Origin of the sequence: Arthrobacter sp. zg-Y179, assembly GCF_020907345.1 — a bacterium.
In the GTDB taxonomy this organism is placed as follows: Bacteria; Actinomycetota; Actinomycetes; order Actinomycetales; family Micrococcaceae; genus Arthrobacter_B; species Arthrobacter_B jinronghuae.
This window is the reverse complement of record NZ_JAJJOB010000005.1, coordinates 347,707-362,918: the sequence shown is the minus strand read 5'-3', so window position 1 is coordinate 362,918 and position 15,212 is coordinate 347,707. Positions and strand designations below refer to the sequence as shown.

At 65.9% G+C, this 15,212-nt stretch carries 13 protein-coding genes; 12 read left to right on the top strand and 1 reads right to left on the bottom strand.

Going from position 1 to position 15,212, the window contains the following annotated elements; genetic code table 11:
• Positions 1-9 precede the first annotated feature (9 nt).
• From gcvT to LOC56_RS04845, 7 genes are all read left to right on the top strand, one after another.
• Positions 10-1,140 carry a glycine cleavage system aminomethyltransferase GcvT gene (gene gcvT / locus LOC56_RS04875; RefSeq protein ID WP_229951006.1) on the top strand — a complete coding sequence of 377 codons (1,131 nt, stop codon included), beginning with the start codon at positions 10-12 and terminating at the stop codon, positions 1,138-1,140.
• 260 nt (positions 1,141-1,400) lie between these two features.
• Positions 1,401-1,778: a glycine cleavage system protein GcvH gene (gene gcvH, locus LOC56_RS04870; protein WP_227919961.1), complete on the top strand. Its 378-nt coding sequence runs from the start codon at positions 1,401-1,403 to the stop codon at positions 1,776-1,778.
• On the top strand, positions 1,775-3,082 hold the full coding sequence (gene glyA, locus LOC56_RS04865) for a serine hydroxymethyltransferase (RefSeq protein ID WP_229951005.1): 1,308 nt from the start codon (positions 1,775-1,777) through the stop codon (positions 3,080-3,082). The genes gcvH and glyA overlap by 4 nt, the downstream gene beginning before the upstream one ends.
• 11 nt (positions 3,083-3,093) lie before the next feature.
• A complete protein-coding gene (locus LOC56_RS04860) occupies positions 3,094-4,509 on the top strand; it encodes an L-serine ammonia-lyase (RefSeq protein WP_229951004.1) in 1,416 nt (471 codons plus the stop codon).
• A 130-nt stretch (positions 4,510-4,639) separates the two neighbouring features.
• On the top strand, positions 4,640-6,190 hold the full coding sequence (locus LOC56_RS04855) for an alanine/glycine:cation symporter family protein (RefSeq protein WP_229951003.1): 1,551 nt from the start codon (positions 4,640-4,642) through the stop codon (positions 6,188-6,190).
• A 153-nt stretch (positions 6,191-6,343) separates the two neighbouring features.
• Positions 6,344-6,559, top strand: coding sequence for a hypothetical protein (locus LOC56_RS04850; RefSeq protein ID WP_229951002.1), 216 nt, complete (start codon positions 6,344-6,346; stop codon positions 6,557-6,559).
• Positions 6,552-6,974 carry a ChaB family protein gene (locus tag LOC56_RS04845; protein WP_229951001.1) on the top strand — a complete coding sequence of 141 codons (423 nt, stop codon included), beginning with the start codon at positions 6,552-6,554 and terminating at the stop codon, positions 6,972-6,974. Before LOC56_RS04850 ends, LOC56_RS04845 begins: the two co-directional genes overlap by 8 nt.
• 10 nt (positions 6,975-6,984) lie before the next feature.
• On the opposite strand, the gene LOC56_RS04840 is transcribed toward LOC56_RS04845, so the two are convergent.
• A complete protein-coding gene (locus LOC56_RS04840; RefSeq protein WP_229950999.1) occupies positions 6,985-7,761 on the bottom strand; it encodes an SDR family oxidoreductase in 777 nt (258 codons plus the stop codon).
• 180 nt (positions 7,762-7,941) lie between these two features.
• On the opposite strand from LOC56_RS04840, the gene ctaD reads away from it, so the two are divergent.
• From ctaD to LOC56_RS04815, 5 genes are all read left to right on the top strand, one after another.
• The gene (ctaD, locus tag LOC56_RS04835; protein WP_229950997.1) at positions 7,942-9,696 is read left to right on the top strand and encodes an aa3-type cytochrome oxidase subunit I; all 1,755 of its coding nucleotides are present in this window, start codon (positions 7,942-7,944) and stop codon (positions 9,694-9,696) included.
• Between the two features lie 215 nt (positions 9,697-9,911).
• Positions 9,912-11,747, top strand: coding sequence for an L-lactate permease (locus LOC56_RS04830; RefSeq protein WP_229950995.1), 1,836 nt, complete (start codon positions 9,912-9,914; stop codon positions 11,745-11,747).
• Positions 11,748-11,788: 41 nt separating this feature from the next.
• Positions 11,789-13,177 carry an FAD-binding oxidoreductase gene (locus LOC56_RS04825; RefSeq protein ID WP_229950994.1) on the top strand — a complete coding sequence of 463 codons (1,389 nt, stop codon included), beginning with the start codon at positions 11,789-11,791 and terminating at the stop codon, positions 13,175-13,177.
• A 139-nt stretch (positions 13,178-13,316) separates the two neighbouring features.
• Complete coding sequence (locus tag LOC56_RS04820; protein WP_229950993.1) at positions 13,317-14,195, top strand: Rieske (2Fe-2S) protein; 879 nt, start codon at positions 13,317-13,319, stop codon at positions 14,193-14,195.
• Positions 14,196-14,227: 32 nt separating this feature from the next.
• Positions 14,228-15,205, top strand: a complete 978-nt coding sequence (locus LOC56_RS04815) for an aldo/keto reductase (RefSeq protein WP_229950991.1) — start codon at positions 14,228-14,230, stop codon at positions 15,203-15,205.
• The last annotated feature ends 7 nt before the right edge of the window (positions 15,206-15,212 follow it).

Genomic DNA, 15,212 nt, shown 5'->3' with positions numbered 1-15,212 from the left:
GAACATTCCATGACTGAGAAGTACACGGCGCTGTATGAAGCGCACAAACAGCTGGGCGCTTCCTTCACCGACTTCGGCGGCTGGCAGATGCCCCTCAAATACAGCTCCGAGCTGGCCGAACATAAGGCAGTGCGCAGCGCAGCCGGATTGTTCGACCTCTCCCACATGGGCGAAGTGGAGGTCTCCGGGCCCGACGCCGGGGCGTTCCTGGACTACGCACTGGCCGGCAGGCTCTCCGCAGTGAAGGTGGGACGCGCCAAGTACTCGCTGATCACCACCAACGACGGCGGGATCATCGATGACCTGATCAGCTACCGCCTCGCCGACGACTCCTATCTGGTGGTGCCCAACGCCGGCAACGCGGACACCGTGGCCGCCGAACTGGCGTCGCGCGCCGAGGGCTTCGACGTCGCGGTGAACAATGTCTCGGCGGAAACTTCGCTGGTGGCCGTGCAGGGGCCGGTTGCCGAAGCCATCCTGCTGGACCTGGTCCCCGCCGATCAGGCTGAAGCTGTCACCGGGATGAAGTACTACGCAGCGGCCACCGTGGGTATCCGGGCGGGGGAGCGGACCCTGGACCTGCTCGTGGCCCGCACCGGGTACACCGGCGAAGACGGGTTCGAGATCTACGTCCCCAACGACGACGCCGCGGACCTCTGGTCTGCGCTGCTGGCCGCTGGTGAGGGCCGGGGACTGATTCCGGCGGGTCTGGCCTGCCGCGATTCGCTCCGCCTGGAGGCCGGGATGCCGCTCTACGGCAACGAACTCACCCTGGACACGGACCCGTACGCCGCCGGCCTGGGACCCGTCGTCGCCCTCTCCAAGGAGGGGAACTTTGTGGGCCGTTCAGCCCTCGAAGCCCGTAAAGCCGCCGGACCTGCCCGCCGCCTCGTGGGCCTGAAGGGCTCCGGCCGTCGGTCGGCCCGCTCCCACTACCCGGTGCTCAGCAGCGACGGTGAAACGGTCATCGGTGAAGTCACCTCCGGTGCTCCCAGCCCGACCCTCGGCTTCCCTATCGCCCTGGCCTACGTGGATGCGGCATTCACGGAGCCCGGCACGGAACTTAAGGTCGACCTCCGCGGCAAGCCTGAATCCTTCACGGTTGTCGAGCTTCCGTTCTATAAGCGCAGCAAGCAGTAACGCCAAAGACAAAGAGATTCTTCTGACGGCGGCGCGAGGGTGATGCGGTGTGGCAGTGCCCAGCGCCGCTCACGTAAGCAGGTGGAGGCGTTGGCGAGGCGAAGGAACGCGTCGGACGCGGGGCATTCTGTGTAGCCCGCATCGCCGAGCGAGGAACGAGCGAGGTGTCTAAGGGCGGCAGAATGCCGCGCTTCCGGCGCCCCGACCTAGACTTTGGACTAGAGAACGACACGATCAAGCTTCTTCCGAAAGGCAAACAGATGAGCAAAGTAAACGCAGGACTCCGTTATTCCGCCGAGCACGAGTGGGTGGACTCCTCGAGCCCCGTCCGCGTCGGCATTTCCGCCGTCGCAGCGGACGCACTCGGCGACGTCGTCTATGTTGACCTTCCCGCCGTCGGCGACACGGTGACCGCCGGCGAGACCTGCGGCGAGGTTGAGTCCACCAAGTCCGTCTCGGACCTCTACGCCCCCGTTTCCGGCGAGATCGTGGAGATCAATCAGGAGGCCATCGACAATCCGGCCCTGTTGAACGAGGACCCGTACGGCGCCGGCTGGCTGTTCACCGTGAACGCCACGAGTGAGGGCGCGCTCCTCTCCGCCGAGGAATACGCGGAAAAGAACGGCGGCGACCTGTGAGCGATTACCTCAACGATTCCCTCGCGGTAGTCGACCCCGAGGTCGCAGCGCAGATCGACAACGAGCTCCGCCGGCAGCAGCAGGGCCTGGAGATGATCGCCTCGGAGAACCACACCGCCGTTTCCGTCATGGAAGCCCAGGGTTCGGTGCTCACCAACAAGTACGCCGAAGGCTACCCGGGACGCCGCTACTACGGCGGCTGCGAATTCGTGGATGTCATTGAGCAGCTGGCCATCGACCGCGCCAAGTCCCTCTTCGGAGCGAACTTCGCCAACGTGCAGCCGCACTCCGGCGCGCAGGCCAACGCCTCCGTCATGCACGCCCTGATCCGGCCCGGAGACACCATCCTGGGCCTGTCCCTGGCACACGGCGGGCACCTGACCCACGGCATGAAGATCAACTTCTCCGGCCGGCTCTACAACGTGGTGCCCTACAACGTGTCCGAAGAGGACCACCGCGTGGACATGGCCGAAGTAGAGGCCCTTGCCAAGGAACACCAGCCCAAGCTGATCGTGGCCGGCTGGTCCGCCTACGCACGCCAGCTGGACTTCGCCGAATTCCGCCGCATCGCGGACGAGGTGGGTGCCTACCTGATGGTGGACATGGCCCACTTCGCCGGTCTGGTGGCTGCAGGACTGCACCCCAGCCCCGTCCCCCACGCCCACGTGGTCACCACCACCACGCACAAGACCCTTGCCGGTCCCCGCGGCGGCATTATCCTGTCCAACGACGCCGATATTGCCAAGAAGATCAACTCCGCGGTCTTCCCCGGACAGCAGGGCGGCCCGCTGGAACACGTGATTGCCGGCAAGGCGACCGCCTTCAAGATTGCCGCCACCCCCGAGTTCAAGGAGCGGCAGGAGCGCACGCTCGCCGGGGCACGTATCCTTGCCGATCGCCTGCTGGCCGACGACGTCGCTGCCGCCGGCATCTCCGTGGTGTCCGGCGGAACGGACGTGCACCTGGTGCTGGTGGACCTGCGCAATGCGGCCCTCAACGGCCAGGAGGCCGAAGACCGGCTCGCGCAGATCGACATCACCGTGAACCGCAACGCCGTACCGTTCGATCCACGGCCGCCCATGGTGACCTCGGGCCTGCGCATCGGCACCCCGGCCCTGGCCACTCGCGGCTTCGGCGAAGATGCGTTCCGGGAAGTCGCGGACATCATTGCCCAGGCTCTCATCGCCGGTTCGGACACCGACCTGGCACCCCTGCGCGAACGCGTTACCGCTCTCGCGCAGGCCCACCCGCTGTACCCGGAGGTGGCGGATCTCGCCGCTGCCCCCGCTGCGGCAAACCGTTAGGAAGCACTACCTTGGCTGTCGGCGTTTTTGACCTGTTTACCGTGGGCATCGGCCCATCGAGCTCCCACACGGTGGGCCCGATGCGTGCCGCTGCCGTATTCGCGGCGGAGCTGGTCGACGCCGGCAGCCTGGCCGCCGTCGCCGGCCTGAGGGTGGACCTGTACGGTTCCCTCGCGGCAACCGGCCGGGGCCACGGCACCATGACTGCAGTACTGCTGGGGCTGGAAGGCTTCGCCCCCGAACTGATCCTGCCCGAGCAGGTGGAGCAGCGGCTGGCCGACATTGAGGCGACCCGGAAACTGCAGCTGTGCGCTCAGGTTCCCGGCGCCGTGGCCTGCCCGCTGGAATACGGCGAGGCGGACATTGTGCTGCACCCGCTCACGGTGCTGCCGCGGCACACCAACGGCATGAAGTTCGCCGCCCTGGCCGCCGACGGCTCGGCAATACACGAGGCCACGTTCTTCTCCGTAGGCGGCGGCTTCATTGTCCGCGAGGGTGAAGAACGGGCGGATGCCCTGGAACTGGAGGCCAGCAAGTCCGACCTCCCCTACCCCTTCCGCACCGCCGTCGAGCTGCTGCAGCACTGCACCGGCAGCGGACTGAGCATCAGCGAAGTGATGCTGGCCAACGAAAAAGCCTCCCGTACCGAAGCGGACATCCGCTCCGGCCTGCTGCACATCCGCGACGTGATGGAGGAGTGCAAAAACTCCGCCATCCGCCGCACCGGGCTGCTGCCCGGCGGGTTGAAGGTCCGCCGTCGTGCTCCGGCCTGGCACACCCGGCTGCGCGCCGAGGACCCGAACCGGGACCCGAAATTCTGGCAGGAATGGGTGAACCTCGTGGCCCTGGCCGTCAATGAGGAAAACGCGTCCGGCGGACGGGTGGTCACTGCGCCCACCAACGGCGCCGCGGGCATCATCCCCGCGGTGATGTTCTACGCCACCCATTACGGCCCCGGGATGGAGAACGCGACACCGGAGCAGCGCGACGACGTCGTGGTCCGCTTCCTCCTTGCCGCCGCCGCCGTGGGGGTGCTCTACAAGGAACAGGCCTCCATCTCGGGCGCAGAGGTGGGCTGCCAGGGCGAGGTCGGTTCGGCGTCGTCCATGGCCGCCGCCGGTCTGGCCGAGATCCTGGGCGGCACCCCGGAGCAGGTGGAAAACGCTGCCGAGATCGCCATGGAACACAATCTGGGCCTGACCTGCGATCCGATCGGCGGGCTGGTGCAGGTGCCCTGTATCGAACGCAATGCCATCGGTGCCGCGAAGGCCGTCAATGCCGCGAAAATGGCGCTCTGGGGCGACGGCGAGCACCGGGTCTCGCTGGATGAAGTCATTGTGACGATGCGGGAAACCGGGCGCGATATGAGCTCCAAGTACAAGGAAACCGCGCTCGGCGGCCTGGCCGTCAACGTGGTGGAGTGCTGACACCCCGTCTCACGTACAGAGTGTGATTTGTGCAATACCACTGGGTTAAGCGAGGCTATGTTGTCGCATTTGACAGCACGCTTACAGAAAACAGGGGTTCAATCCAGTGAACGCAGCACGGGCAGTTTCCATGGCACCGGCATCGGAGGACGGTGGGCTGCTCGGCACCATTGACGCCGCCGTCAACTCCTTCTTTGAACCGATTACAGCTGTGTTCTCCGGGATCGTGTTCTTCCCGATCACCATCGGGGACTTCAGCTTCCCCGCGGTCGTCGCCTGGCTGATCATCGCCGGCATCGTCTTTACGTTCTACTTCGGTTTCATCCAGTTCCGCGGACTGAAGGTGGCCACCCAGGTGGTCCGCGGCAAATTCTCCTCCAAGGATGATCCGGGCGAGGTGCCGCACTTCCAGGCCCTCACCTCCGCTCTTTCCGGCACCGTCGGCCTGGGCAACATTGCCGGTGTCGGCGCGGCCATGGCCCTCGGCGGCCCCGGTGCGACCTTCTGGATGATCCTGGCCGGGCTGCTCGGCATGGCCTCGAAGTTCGCCGAATGCACGCTCGGCGTGAAGTACCGCGAGGTCCATGCGGACGGCTCGATCAGCGGCGGTCCGTTCAAGTACCTGCCGGTGGCCTTCCGGCGCCTGGGCCGCTGGCCGGCGAAGATCCTCACCGGAATCTTCGCGGTCGCGATCCTGATCTTCGGCGTGGCCGGCGGCAACATGTTCCAGGCCAACCAGACCTTCGCGCAGATCCAGAACGTCACCGGCGGCGAGGACGGCTTCCTCGGCAGCGCTGGAGCGGCCCTGATCTTCGGCCTGGTCCTGGCAGCCCTGGTCGCCGTGGTGATCCTCGGCGGCATCAAGTCGATCGGTGCCACCACCTCCAAGCTGGTGCCCGCCATGGCCGGCATCTACATTCTGGCCTGCCTGTTCGTCATCATCGTCAACTTCGAGAACGTACCGGCAGCCTTCGGCGCCATCATCGAAGGCGCCTTCCGTCCCGAGGGCTTCGCCGGCGGCATCATCGGCGTGATGATCGTCGGCTTCCAGCGGGCCTCCTTCTCGAACGAGGCCGGCGTTGGCTCCGCGGCCATCGCGCACTCCGCAGTCAAGACCCGCCGGCCGGTCAGCGAAGGCTTCGTGGCGCTCTTCGAACCGCTGGTGGACACCGTGCTCATCTGCACCATGACCGCCCTGGCCATCATCATGGCCTCCACCCCCAGCCTGCAGGCAGGGATTGACCAGGTCCAGGCCGGAGGCGACGCGCCCGACGGCGTCATCCTCACCTCCGACGCCTTCGCCACCGTCCTGCCGTGGTTCCCGATCGTGCTGTCCATTGCCGTGGCGCTCTTCGCCTACTCCACCCTGATCACCTGGTCCTACTACGGCCTGAAGTCCTGGGAATACCTCTTCGGCCGCGGCAAGCGCCGCGAGATCGCCTACAAGGTCATCTTCCTGCTCTTCACCGTGGCCGGCTGCGTCCTGTCCTTCAGCCAGGTCATCAGCTTCGCCGACGCCGCGCTCTTTGTCTGCGCGTTCGTGAACCTGCTCGGCGTGTACCTGCTGCTGCCCGTGATCAAGAAGGAAATGAAGCTGTACCTGGCGGACCGCAAGAGCGGAAAGCTGGAGATGCTCGGCATTGACGACGACGACATCGAGGCCGCCGCCGCCACCGCGTAACCGCGCGTCGGGCACGTGCCCTTGCCGCCAAACTCCTCCGCCGCTTTCCGGGTATCGCCCGGAATCGGCGGGGGAGTTTTTGGTTGATCCCGTGCCGTGAAGGGTGGTACACCGTAAGGACGCTCGCTGCCGACGGACCGGAAGGAACGCATCATGGCTGAACGCGGAAACAGCACCCACGGGCGCCGCCTCGATGAGGAACTGAAGCTCGAGACCGAGGACCTGACCAAGACCACGCGCCCGGGCCATCTCGAGGAATGGCGCCAACCGGAACCACTGCCGGACGACACCGATTCTGACGAGGTGCTGGAGGCAATGGACCCGAACGGAGTCGACGCGGACGCCAGGGACAGGGAAAACGATGCCTAAGACCGGCAAGAACGACCGCGCAGTGAAGAGCGAACTGCCTTCGACCCTGCAGCGCTCGGATTCCAAGGCGCAGGACACCTTCGCCAAAACCTACGATTCAGCGGTGGAGGAATACGGCGACGGCGAGCGGGCCGCCCGGACGGCGTACGCCTCCCTCAAGCACACCCACGAAAAAGTGGGTGACCACTGGGAGGAAAAGGCGCAGAAGGGCCCCTCCGATGCCCGTGCCGCCGAAGGGCGCAACTCCTCCAGGGACACCGCCGGGGGAGTCGACGCCAACGCCTCCAAGGACCACTTGTATGAACTCGCGTCCCGACTGGACGTTCCCGGCCGCTCGAAGATGACCAAGGACGAGCTGGTGGAGGCGCTGCAGAAGGCCAGTGAGAAGGAGACCCGGAAGGCCCGGGAAAGCTAGCGACGAGGATCTAGCCGCGGCCGCCGAAAGGCATCCCCGTCGCGGTGACCAGCAGTGAGCGGACATTGGCCGCCGCCGGGGCGGAAGCCATAAACAGCACGGCGGCAGCGGCCTCTTCCACGGGGAACGAGGGTTCCACCGCCCGGGTGCCGTTGGCCTGCAGCGCGCCCTGCCCGCCGCTGATCCCCGCAAGCAGGTCGGTGGCGGCGTTGCCGATGTCGATCTGCCCGCAGGTGATGCCGAAGGGGCGCCCGTCCAGATCTATGGCCTTGGTCAGGCCGGTAACCGCGTGCTTCGTCGCGGTATACGCTGCCGAAAGCGGACGGGGCGTGTGCGCCGAGACCGAGCCGTTGTTGATGATCCGGCCGCCCTGCGGGGACTGGGCCTTCATGTGCCGCACGGCAGCAGCGGCACACAGCATGGTGCCGGTGACGTTCACCGCCAGGGTCCGGTCCCAGTCCTCGATGCTCAGCTCGTCAACGCTGCCCGTGGGGCCGAACGTCCCGGCATTGTTGAACAACACGTCTATCCGCCCGAATGCGCCGACGGCCGCGGCGAAAAGCCGCTCGACGTCGTCGGGCACCGTTATGTCGGCGGGCACCACGAGTGCCGCGTCGGATCCGGCTGCGGTTTCCTGCAGTTCCGCCTCCCGGCGTCCGGCCAGGACCACCCGGAAGCCGGCGGACAGGAAAGCCCGGGCCGTGGCACGGCCGATCCCCGTACCTGCCCCGGTAATGACTGCGGTCCGGGGCGGAGGTGTTTCGGTCGAACGGGTCTGGTTGTCCATCATTGCATTGTGCCTTGCCCTTCCTCCGGACGGCACCGGTTCCGGAACGGAGCCGCCGCATCGCGTGCCCCTGTCTGCGGATTCTCCCAGGGGTCTGGCGGGCCGTCCGCCGCCGCCATACGATACCAACCACAGTCTTTCCTGACAGGGCAGTACCCTTCGGCGGATCGGGATAGTTCCATGTCGACAGTGAAATACACCGCGGAACCGGATGGAACTTTTGTAGCGCCCCGGGTGGTGCCGGTGTCCAGGGGGCGGATCGTCGTCAACTGGCTCACCTCCACGGACCACAAGACCATCGGTTTTATGTACCTGATCGCGTCTTTTGTCTTTTTCTCGCTGTCCGGTGTGATGGCACTGCTCATCCGGGCCGAACTGTTTGAGCCGGGGATGCAGATCCTGCAGACGCGGGAGCAGTACAACCAGCTCTTCACCATGCACGGCACCGCCATGCTGCTGATGTTCGCCACTCCGCTGTTTGCCGGCTTCGCGAACGTGATCATGCCGTTGCAGATCGGGGCGCCCGACGTCGCGTTCCCGCGCCTGAATGCGCTGGCGTTCTGGTTCTTCCTGTTTGGCTCGCTGATTGCACTGTCCGGGTTCATCACGCCGCAGGGCACCGCGTCGTTCGGCTGGACTGCCTATACGCCGCTGTCCAACGTTGCGTTCAGCCCCGGTCTCGGCGGTGACTTGTGGGTCTTCGGGCTGGCGTTATCCGGTTTCGGCACGATCCTGGGTTCGGTCAACTTTGTCACCACCATCATCTGCCTGCGCGCTCCGGGCATGACCATGTGGCGGATGCCGATCTTCACGTGGAACACCCTGGTTACGGCCATCCTGGTGCTGATGGCGTTTCCGCCGCTGGCAGCCGCGCTGTTTGCTCTGGGGGCGGACCGGCGCTTCGGTGCGGACATCTTCAACCCGGAACGGGGCGGGTCCATCCTGTGGCAGCACCTGTTCTGGTTCTTCGGCCATCCCGAGGTGTACATCATCGCCCTGCCGTTCTTCGGCATCGTCTCGGAAATCTTCCCGGTCTTCAGCCGTAAATCCATTTTCGGTTACAAGGGCCTGGTGTTCGCCACGATTGCCATCGCAGCCTTGTCGATGACCGTCTGGGCGCACCATATGTACGTGACCGGCGCGGTCATGCTGCCCTTCTTCTCCTTCATGACCATGCTGATCGCGGTGCCTACAGGCGTGAAGTTCTTCAACTGGATCGGCACCCTGTGGCGGGGGTCCATCACCTTCGAGACCCCCATGCTGTGGAGCATCGGCTTCCTGATCACCTTCCTCTTCGGCGGTCTGACCGGCATCATCCTGTCCTCTCCGCCGCTGGACTTCCATGTTTCGGACACCTATTTCGTGGTGGCGCACTTCCACTACGTGGTGTTCGGAACCGTGGTGTTCGCAATGTTCGCGGGATTCTATTTCTGGTGGCCCAAATTCACCGGGAAAATGCTGAACGAACGGCTCGGCAAAATCCATTTCTGGCTGCTTTTCCTGGGTTTCCACACCACGTTCCTGATCCAGCACTGGCTGGGAGTGCTGGGGATGCCCCGGCGGTATGCGGATTACCTGGTGGAGGACAACTTCACCGGAATGAACCAGCTCTCCACCATCGGGGCGGGAATTCTGGCGCTGTCCATGATTCCCTTCCTCTGGAATGTCTACGCCACCTGGCGGCACGGCAAGAAGGTCGAGGTGGATGATCCGTGGGGCTTCGGCGGATCCCTGGAGTGGGCCACTTCCTGCCCGCCGCCGCGGCACAACTTCACCTCGCTGCCGAAGATCCGCTCGGAACGCCCCGCACTGGACCTGCATCATCCCGAGCTGATGGCGCGCGCGAACTCCGAGGCCGATTCGCCGGCTGAGAAACTTTTCGGTGCTGCGGATATGGGCAGCGAGCAGCCGCGTAACCCCGATCCGCGGCAATAGGTAACCACTGCACCGCCGCCGCGGTTCCTGGCCCTTATCGGCAGGGAACCGCGGCGGCGATTCTGTTTTAACGCGGTTCCGTTTGACTGAACCCGATCTGATTGACTGGGCCGATTTGAAGCGGGTGGGCACCAACCGTTGACCCTGCCAAGGGGCGGGCCTAGGGTCGAACGCATCATCACCGTGGATGTGGAAACAAAAACAAAGGAGTTTTTGTGACGACTGCTGCTGCGTTCCAACAGCCCCTCGATCCGATTGCCGGTTCCCTGGCCCTGTCCGCCATCCTGGCCGCCCTGCCGCTGCTGATTCTGTTTGTCCTGCTGGGCGTATTCCGGATGAAGGCTTACCAGGCGGCCCTGATCAGCCTGGCACTGTCCATCATCCTGGCCATCGTGGGCTGGAAGATGCCGGTGGGACAGGTTCTTTCCGCTACGGGGCTTGGCGCCTTCTATGCCATCTTCCCCATCCTCTGGATCCTGATCAACGCCCTGTGGATTTACAAGCTGACCGTGGCAACGCCGTGGTTTGAGGTCCTGGGACGCACCATCCGCTCGATCTCGGACGATCTGCGCATCCTGTCCATCCTGATTGCCTTCTGCTTCGGTGCCTTGCTGGAATCCCTGGCCGGCTTCGGAGCGCCGGTGGCCATCGCGGCCGCCATGCTGATGGCCGCAGGCATGCAGCCGTTGAAATCCGCCGTTGTTGCCCTGTTGGCAAACACGGCGCCGGTGGCCTTCGGCGCCATGGCGGCGCCGATCATCGCGCTGAACGGCGTCACGGGCATCCCGCTGCAGGAGCTGTCCTCCATGACCGGACGGCAGACGCCCTTCATTGCGCTGGTGGTTCCGCTGATCCTGGTCTTCCTGGTGGACGGTAAACGCGGTCTGCGGCAGACATGGCCGGTTGCGCTCGTTGCCGGAGCGGCCTTCGGGCTGGCACAGTTCGCGGCCTCGAACTTCTTCATTGTGGAGCTGACCGACGTCGTTGCCGCCGTCGTGACAGTAGCGGCAGTACTCCTGATGCTTCGGGTCTGGCAGCCGTCCGAGATCATCGGCATGACAGGGGAAACCCGCGAGGCCGAGAAGGCAGGGGAAACCGCGTCGGTTTCTGAAACGGAATCCGTCGGAACGGACACCCTCACCGGATCTGGCCGCGGTTCAGCACCAGGGGCCGGAGCCGGTGCCGGAACCGGAGGGGGTGCGGGAGGAGCAACCGCCGTGGGTGCCGGCGCCGACGGCGGCCGCGCAGGAGAGGGCGGGGAGGGAGATCGGGCCCCCAGCGGCACCACATCCTCCACCGGCCGGCCCTCCGGGCACGACGTCTGGATGGCCATCGCTCCCTACCTGGTGATCATCGTGGTGTTCTCCATTGCCCAGATTCCCGTGGTCAAGACCTGGCTGACCTCCATCGGCAGCACCACCTTCCTGTGGCCGGGACTCGACGTCACCGGAAACAACGGCAAACCGGCTGCTGCCCAGACACTGCGTTTTGACCACATCCGGGCGACCGGCACCCTGCTGCTTTTCTCCGGCATCATCACCATGGTGCTGTACCGGATCGCGGCGAGCCGCGGAGTGCGCGTCTACGGAGAAACGCTGAAGCAGCTGCGCTGGACCATCCTGACCGTCTGCTCCGTGCTGGCCCTGTCCTTCGTAATGAACCTTTCAGGCCAAACCACCACCCTCGGGGTCGCCCTGGCCTCCGCCGGCGGCTTCTTCGCCCTGCTTTCCCCGCTGCTGGGCTGGATCGGCGTGGCCCTGACCGGTTCCGACACCTCCTCGAACTCCCTGTTCGGCGCCCTGCAGGTGGCCGCAGCCAACGAAACCGGGCTGTCACCCACGCTGATGGCCGCAGCCAACTCCTCCGCCGGCGTTATGGGCAAGATGCTTTCGCTGCAGAACCTGGCCATCGCCTCGGCCGCCGTCGGCCTGGAAGGAGCGGAAGGAACGCTGCTGCGCAAACTCATCGGCTGGAGCCTTGGCCTGCTGGCATTCATCACCGTGCTGATCTGGCTGCAGTCCACCTCGGTTCTTGGCTGGATGGTCCCCTGATCTCTGCCCGACTTACCTCCCGAACTACAAGGAGAAATCCCGTGAGCACGCACTCCCTCGACCCGGTTCCCGCTAACGCCGCCGGCTCCGGCAGCACCGTCCTAAGCGGCTTCCCCTCCGTTTCCGTCCTGGAGGCGGATCGGCAACGGGTGAGTACCGACAGGTCCGGCTTCGTCCCGGACTCGCTGCCGGACGGCGTGGTGTTTGCCCGCACCGCGGACGACGTCGTCGCCACCCTCCGGCTGGCCACCGAACACCGCATGCCCGTGGTTCCCCGCGGAGCCGGCACCGGGCTCGCCGCGGCGGCGTCCTCCCGGGCCGGGGAACTGGTGCTCGATGTTTCGGGCATGAACCGGATCCTTCGCATCGACCCCGTGGAGCAGCTGGCCGTGGTGGAGCCCGGAGTCCTCAACGCCGACCTCAATGCGGCCGCCGCGGAGTATGGGCTCTTCTATGCACCGGATCCGGCCAGCACCGCTATCTGCAGCATCGGCGGCAACATCGCTACGAACGCCGGCGGCATGCGCTGCGCCAAGTACGGTGTCACCCGGGAATCCGTGCTGGCCCTGCGCGTGATCCTGGCGGACGGACGGGAACTGCGGACCGGTCGCGAAACCATCAAGGGCGTCAGCGGCTACGACCTCAACGCCCTGATGATCGGTTCGGAGGGCACGCTGGGGGTGGTGGTTGAAGCCACGCTGCGGCTGCGCCCGCTACCGGTGCATACCGCCACCGTGGCTGCATTCTTCCCGGATGTCACCGCCGCTGCCCAGGCCGCGTCCGCCGTCGTAGCCGCCCGGATCCAGCCGTCCGTGATGGAGCTGATGGACGGCCAGACGCTGGAGGCGGTGGATATGGCCATGGGGACGGATTACCGCTCAAAGGGCGGAGCGTTCCTGCTGGTGCAGACGGACGGGTACGGTGCGTTCCTTGAGCAGGACGTGGTGATGGACGTCCTGACAACGCTGGGCAGCTGCGAAAGGGCCGTCGACGACGAGCATGCCGCCGCGCTGATCACCGCCCGCCGGGAAGCCATCCCCTCGCTGGAGAAGCTGGGCCGGGTGTCGATCGGCGATATCGGCGTTCCCCGGGGACGGCTGGCCGAAGTGGTGAGCGGGCTCGAAGAAATCTCCGCCCGCACCGGGGTCCGCATCTTCACCATCGCGCATGCCTCGGACGGGAACCTGCATCCCATGATCGTGCTGGATCCGGAGGACTCGGTGACCACGGGCCCGGCGAAAGCGGCCCTGGGCGAGATGTTCTACCTCGCCCACCGGCTGGGCGGCACCCTGACCGGCGAACACGGCATCGGGCTGCTCAAGCGGGACTGGCTGGAGGAGGAGCTGGGCGGGGTGTCCCTGGAGGTCATGCACACCATCCGCACCGCCCTGGATCCGCTGGGCATCCTCAATCCGGGGAAGGCGCTGTAGGCCGGTTTGCTCCCCGAACCGGGGGGGGCGGCGCAACAGTGCCCGGCGGCGGCGTGGTGCCGCGGTTTCGGTGGCGTACGACCCCGGCGGGGCCTACCCTGTGCAGTCCACCAGCTGATTATCCCCATGAGGAGAGGCCATGCGCCGACTGCCCGTAGTTACTGTTGCCGACAAACTGGAAAACGCGGGCTGGCTGGATCCTGCAGCCGGATGGGTGGCAAGGGCCGTGAAGGCGGTACTGCCCTGGCCTGCCGTGAGGGATGTCCTGCACGGCGTCCCCCTTGGACATCCCCTGCACCCGCTGATGATCGTGGTGCCGCTGGGAGCGTGGGTGTCCGCAGCCGTGCTGGATGTACTGCCGGGCAACGAGCGGGCCGCCCGGACGTTGGTGGGCGTGGGCGTAGCTGCGGCTGTACCCACCGCGCTCACGGGCTCCGTGGACTTCTCCCGGCTGGGTACCGAGCAACAGCGCACCGGCATTGTGCACCAGGGCGCCAATGCGCTCGCCGTCGGGCTCTATTCCGCCTCCTGGCTGCTGCGCGGACGGGGCCGTGCCGGGCTGGGCCGGGCCCTCGCGTTCACCGGACTCGCCGTCACCGGCGTAGGCGGATTTCTGGGCGGCCACCTGTCCTACCGGCAGGGTGCGGGGGTCAACCGCAACGATGACTTCCAGGTTCCCAAGGGCTGGCACTCGCTGGGGCCCGTGGGTGCGTTCACGTCAGGAGTTCCACAGTCGGCCCGGCTCGGAGCGGTGCGCCTCATGGTGCTCAAACGGACCGACGGCGCCGCGGACGGAGCGGTCTCGGTCCTGGCTGACACCTGCAGCCACCTCGGCGGACCCCTGCACGAGGGTGAACTGCGGGAGGTTAAAAACGAGCTGTGTATCGTCTGCCCCTGGCACGGCAGCACCTTCTCCGTCGATTCGGGGGAGGTGGTTCATGGTCCGGCAACTGCCCCGCAGCCGTCCTTTTCCACCCGCATCCGGGACGGTCTGCTGGAAGTAAGCGTTAAGCCTTAAACCTGTCCGCTCCGCCATGCAAGGAGACTGCAATGCGTACAACTTCCCTTGGAACCAACGGACCCGAGGTCGGCGTCATCGGCCTGGGCTGCATGGGTATGAGCTACGCCTATGACATGAACGCGGAACGCGACGAAGAAACCTCCATCTCCGTAATCCGCGGAGCGGTCGAACTGGGCACCACCCTGATTGACACCGCCGACGTGTACGGCCCCTACACCAACGAGGAACTTGTGGGCCGGGCCCTGAAGGACGGCTACCGGGAACGGGTGGTCCTGTCCACCAAGGTCGGGCTGGAGGTCAGCAACGAGGCCCCGGCCGCCGGGACCATGCCCGGACTGAAGAAGGACGGCCGCCCGGAGCACATCCGCGCCTCCATTGATGCGAGCCTGCGCAGGCTCGGCACCGACCACGTGGACTTGTACATCCTGCACCGGGTGGATCCGCAGGTGCCGCTGGAGGAATCCTGGGGCGCCATGGCCCAGGTGGTCCGTGACGGCAAGGCCCGGGCCATCGGCCTGTCCGAGGCCAGCGTGGACCAGATCCGGCTGGCACAGACGGTGCATCCGGTAACCGCCGTCCAGTCCGAGCTCTCGCTCTGGACCCGGGACCGGCTTGCCGACGTCGTACCCTACTGCGAGGAACAAGGCCTGGCGTTCCTGCCCTTCTCGCCGCTGGGCCGCGGGTTCCTCACCGGCCGCTTCACCTCTTTTGACCAGCTGCCGGCCGATGACATGCGCCGCCGGCTGCCGCGGTTCCAGCAGGAGAACATCAAGGCAAACCTGGTTATTGTGCAACGGGTGCACGACGTCGCGGAACGGGTGGGGGCGACGCCCGCCCAGGTGGCGCTGGCGTGGGTGGTGGCCCAGGGCCGGTGGGTAATTCCGATCCCGGGCACCAAAACCCCTAAATATCTGCGTGAAAACGTGGCTGCCGGGGACTTGATGCTCAGTGACGAGGACCTGGCGATGCTCAATAACGCACCGCAGCCGGAGGGTGCCCGTTACTGACCCGTTT

Bases quoted from the DNA above. Each gene is read 5' to 3' on its own strand.
- gcvT (WP_229951006.1), top strand. From the start codon at position 10: ATGACTGAGAAGTACACGGCGCTGTATGAAGCGCACAAACAGCTGGGC.
- gcvH (WP_227919961.1), top strand. From the start codon at position 1,401: ATGAGCAAAGTAAACGCAGGACTCCGTTATTCCGCCGAGCACGAGTGG.
- LOC56_RS04855 (WP_229951003.1), top strand. From the start codon at position 4,640: ATGGCACCGGCATCGGAGGACGGTGGGCTGCTCGGCACCATTGACGCC.
- LOC56_RS04850 (WP_229951002.1), top strand. From the start codon at position 6,344: ATGGCTGAACGCGGAAACAGCACCCACGGGCGCCGCCTCGATGAGGAA.
- LOC56_RS04845 (WP_229951001.1), top strand. From the start codon at position 6,552: ATGCCTAAGACCGGCAAGAACGACCGCGCAGTGAAGAGCGAACTGCCT.
- LOC56_RS04840 (WP_229950999.1), bottom strand. From the start codon at position 7,761: ATGGACAACCAGACCCGTTCGACCGAAACACCTCCGCCCCGGACCGCA.
- ctaD (WP_229950997.1), top strand. From the start codon at position 7,942: ATGTCGACAGTGAAATACACCGCGGAACCGGATGGAACTTTTGTAGCG.
- LOC56_RS04820 (WP_229950993.1), top strand. From the start codon at position 13,317: ATGCGCCGACTGCCCGTAGTTACTGTTGCCGACAAACTGGAAAACGCG.
- LOC56_RS04815 (WP_229950991.1), top strand. From the start codon at position 14,228: ATGCGTACAACTTCCCTTGGAACCAACGGACCCGAGGTCGGCGTCATC.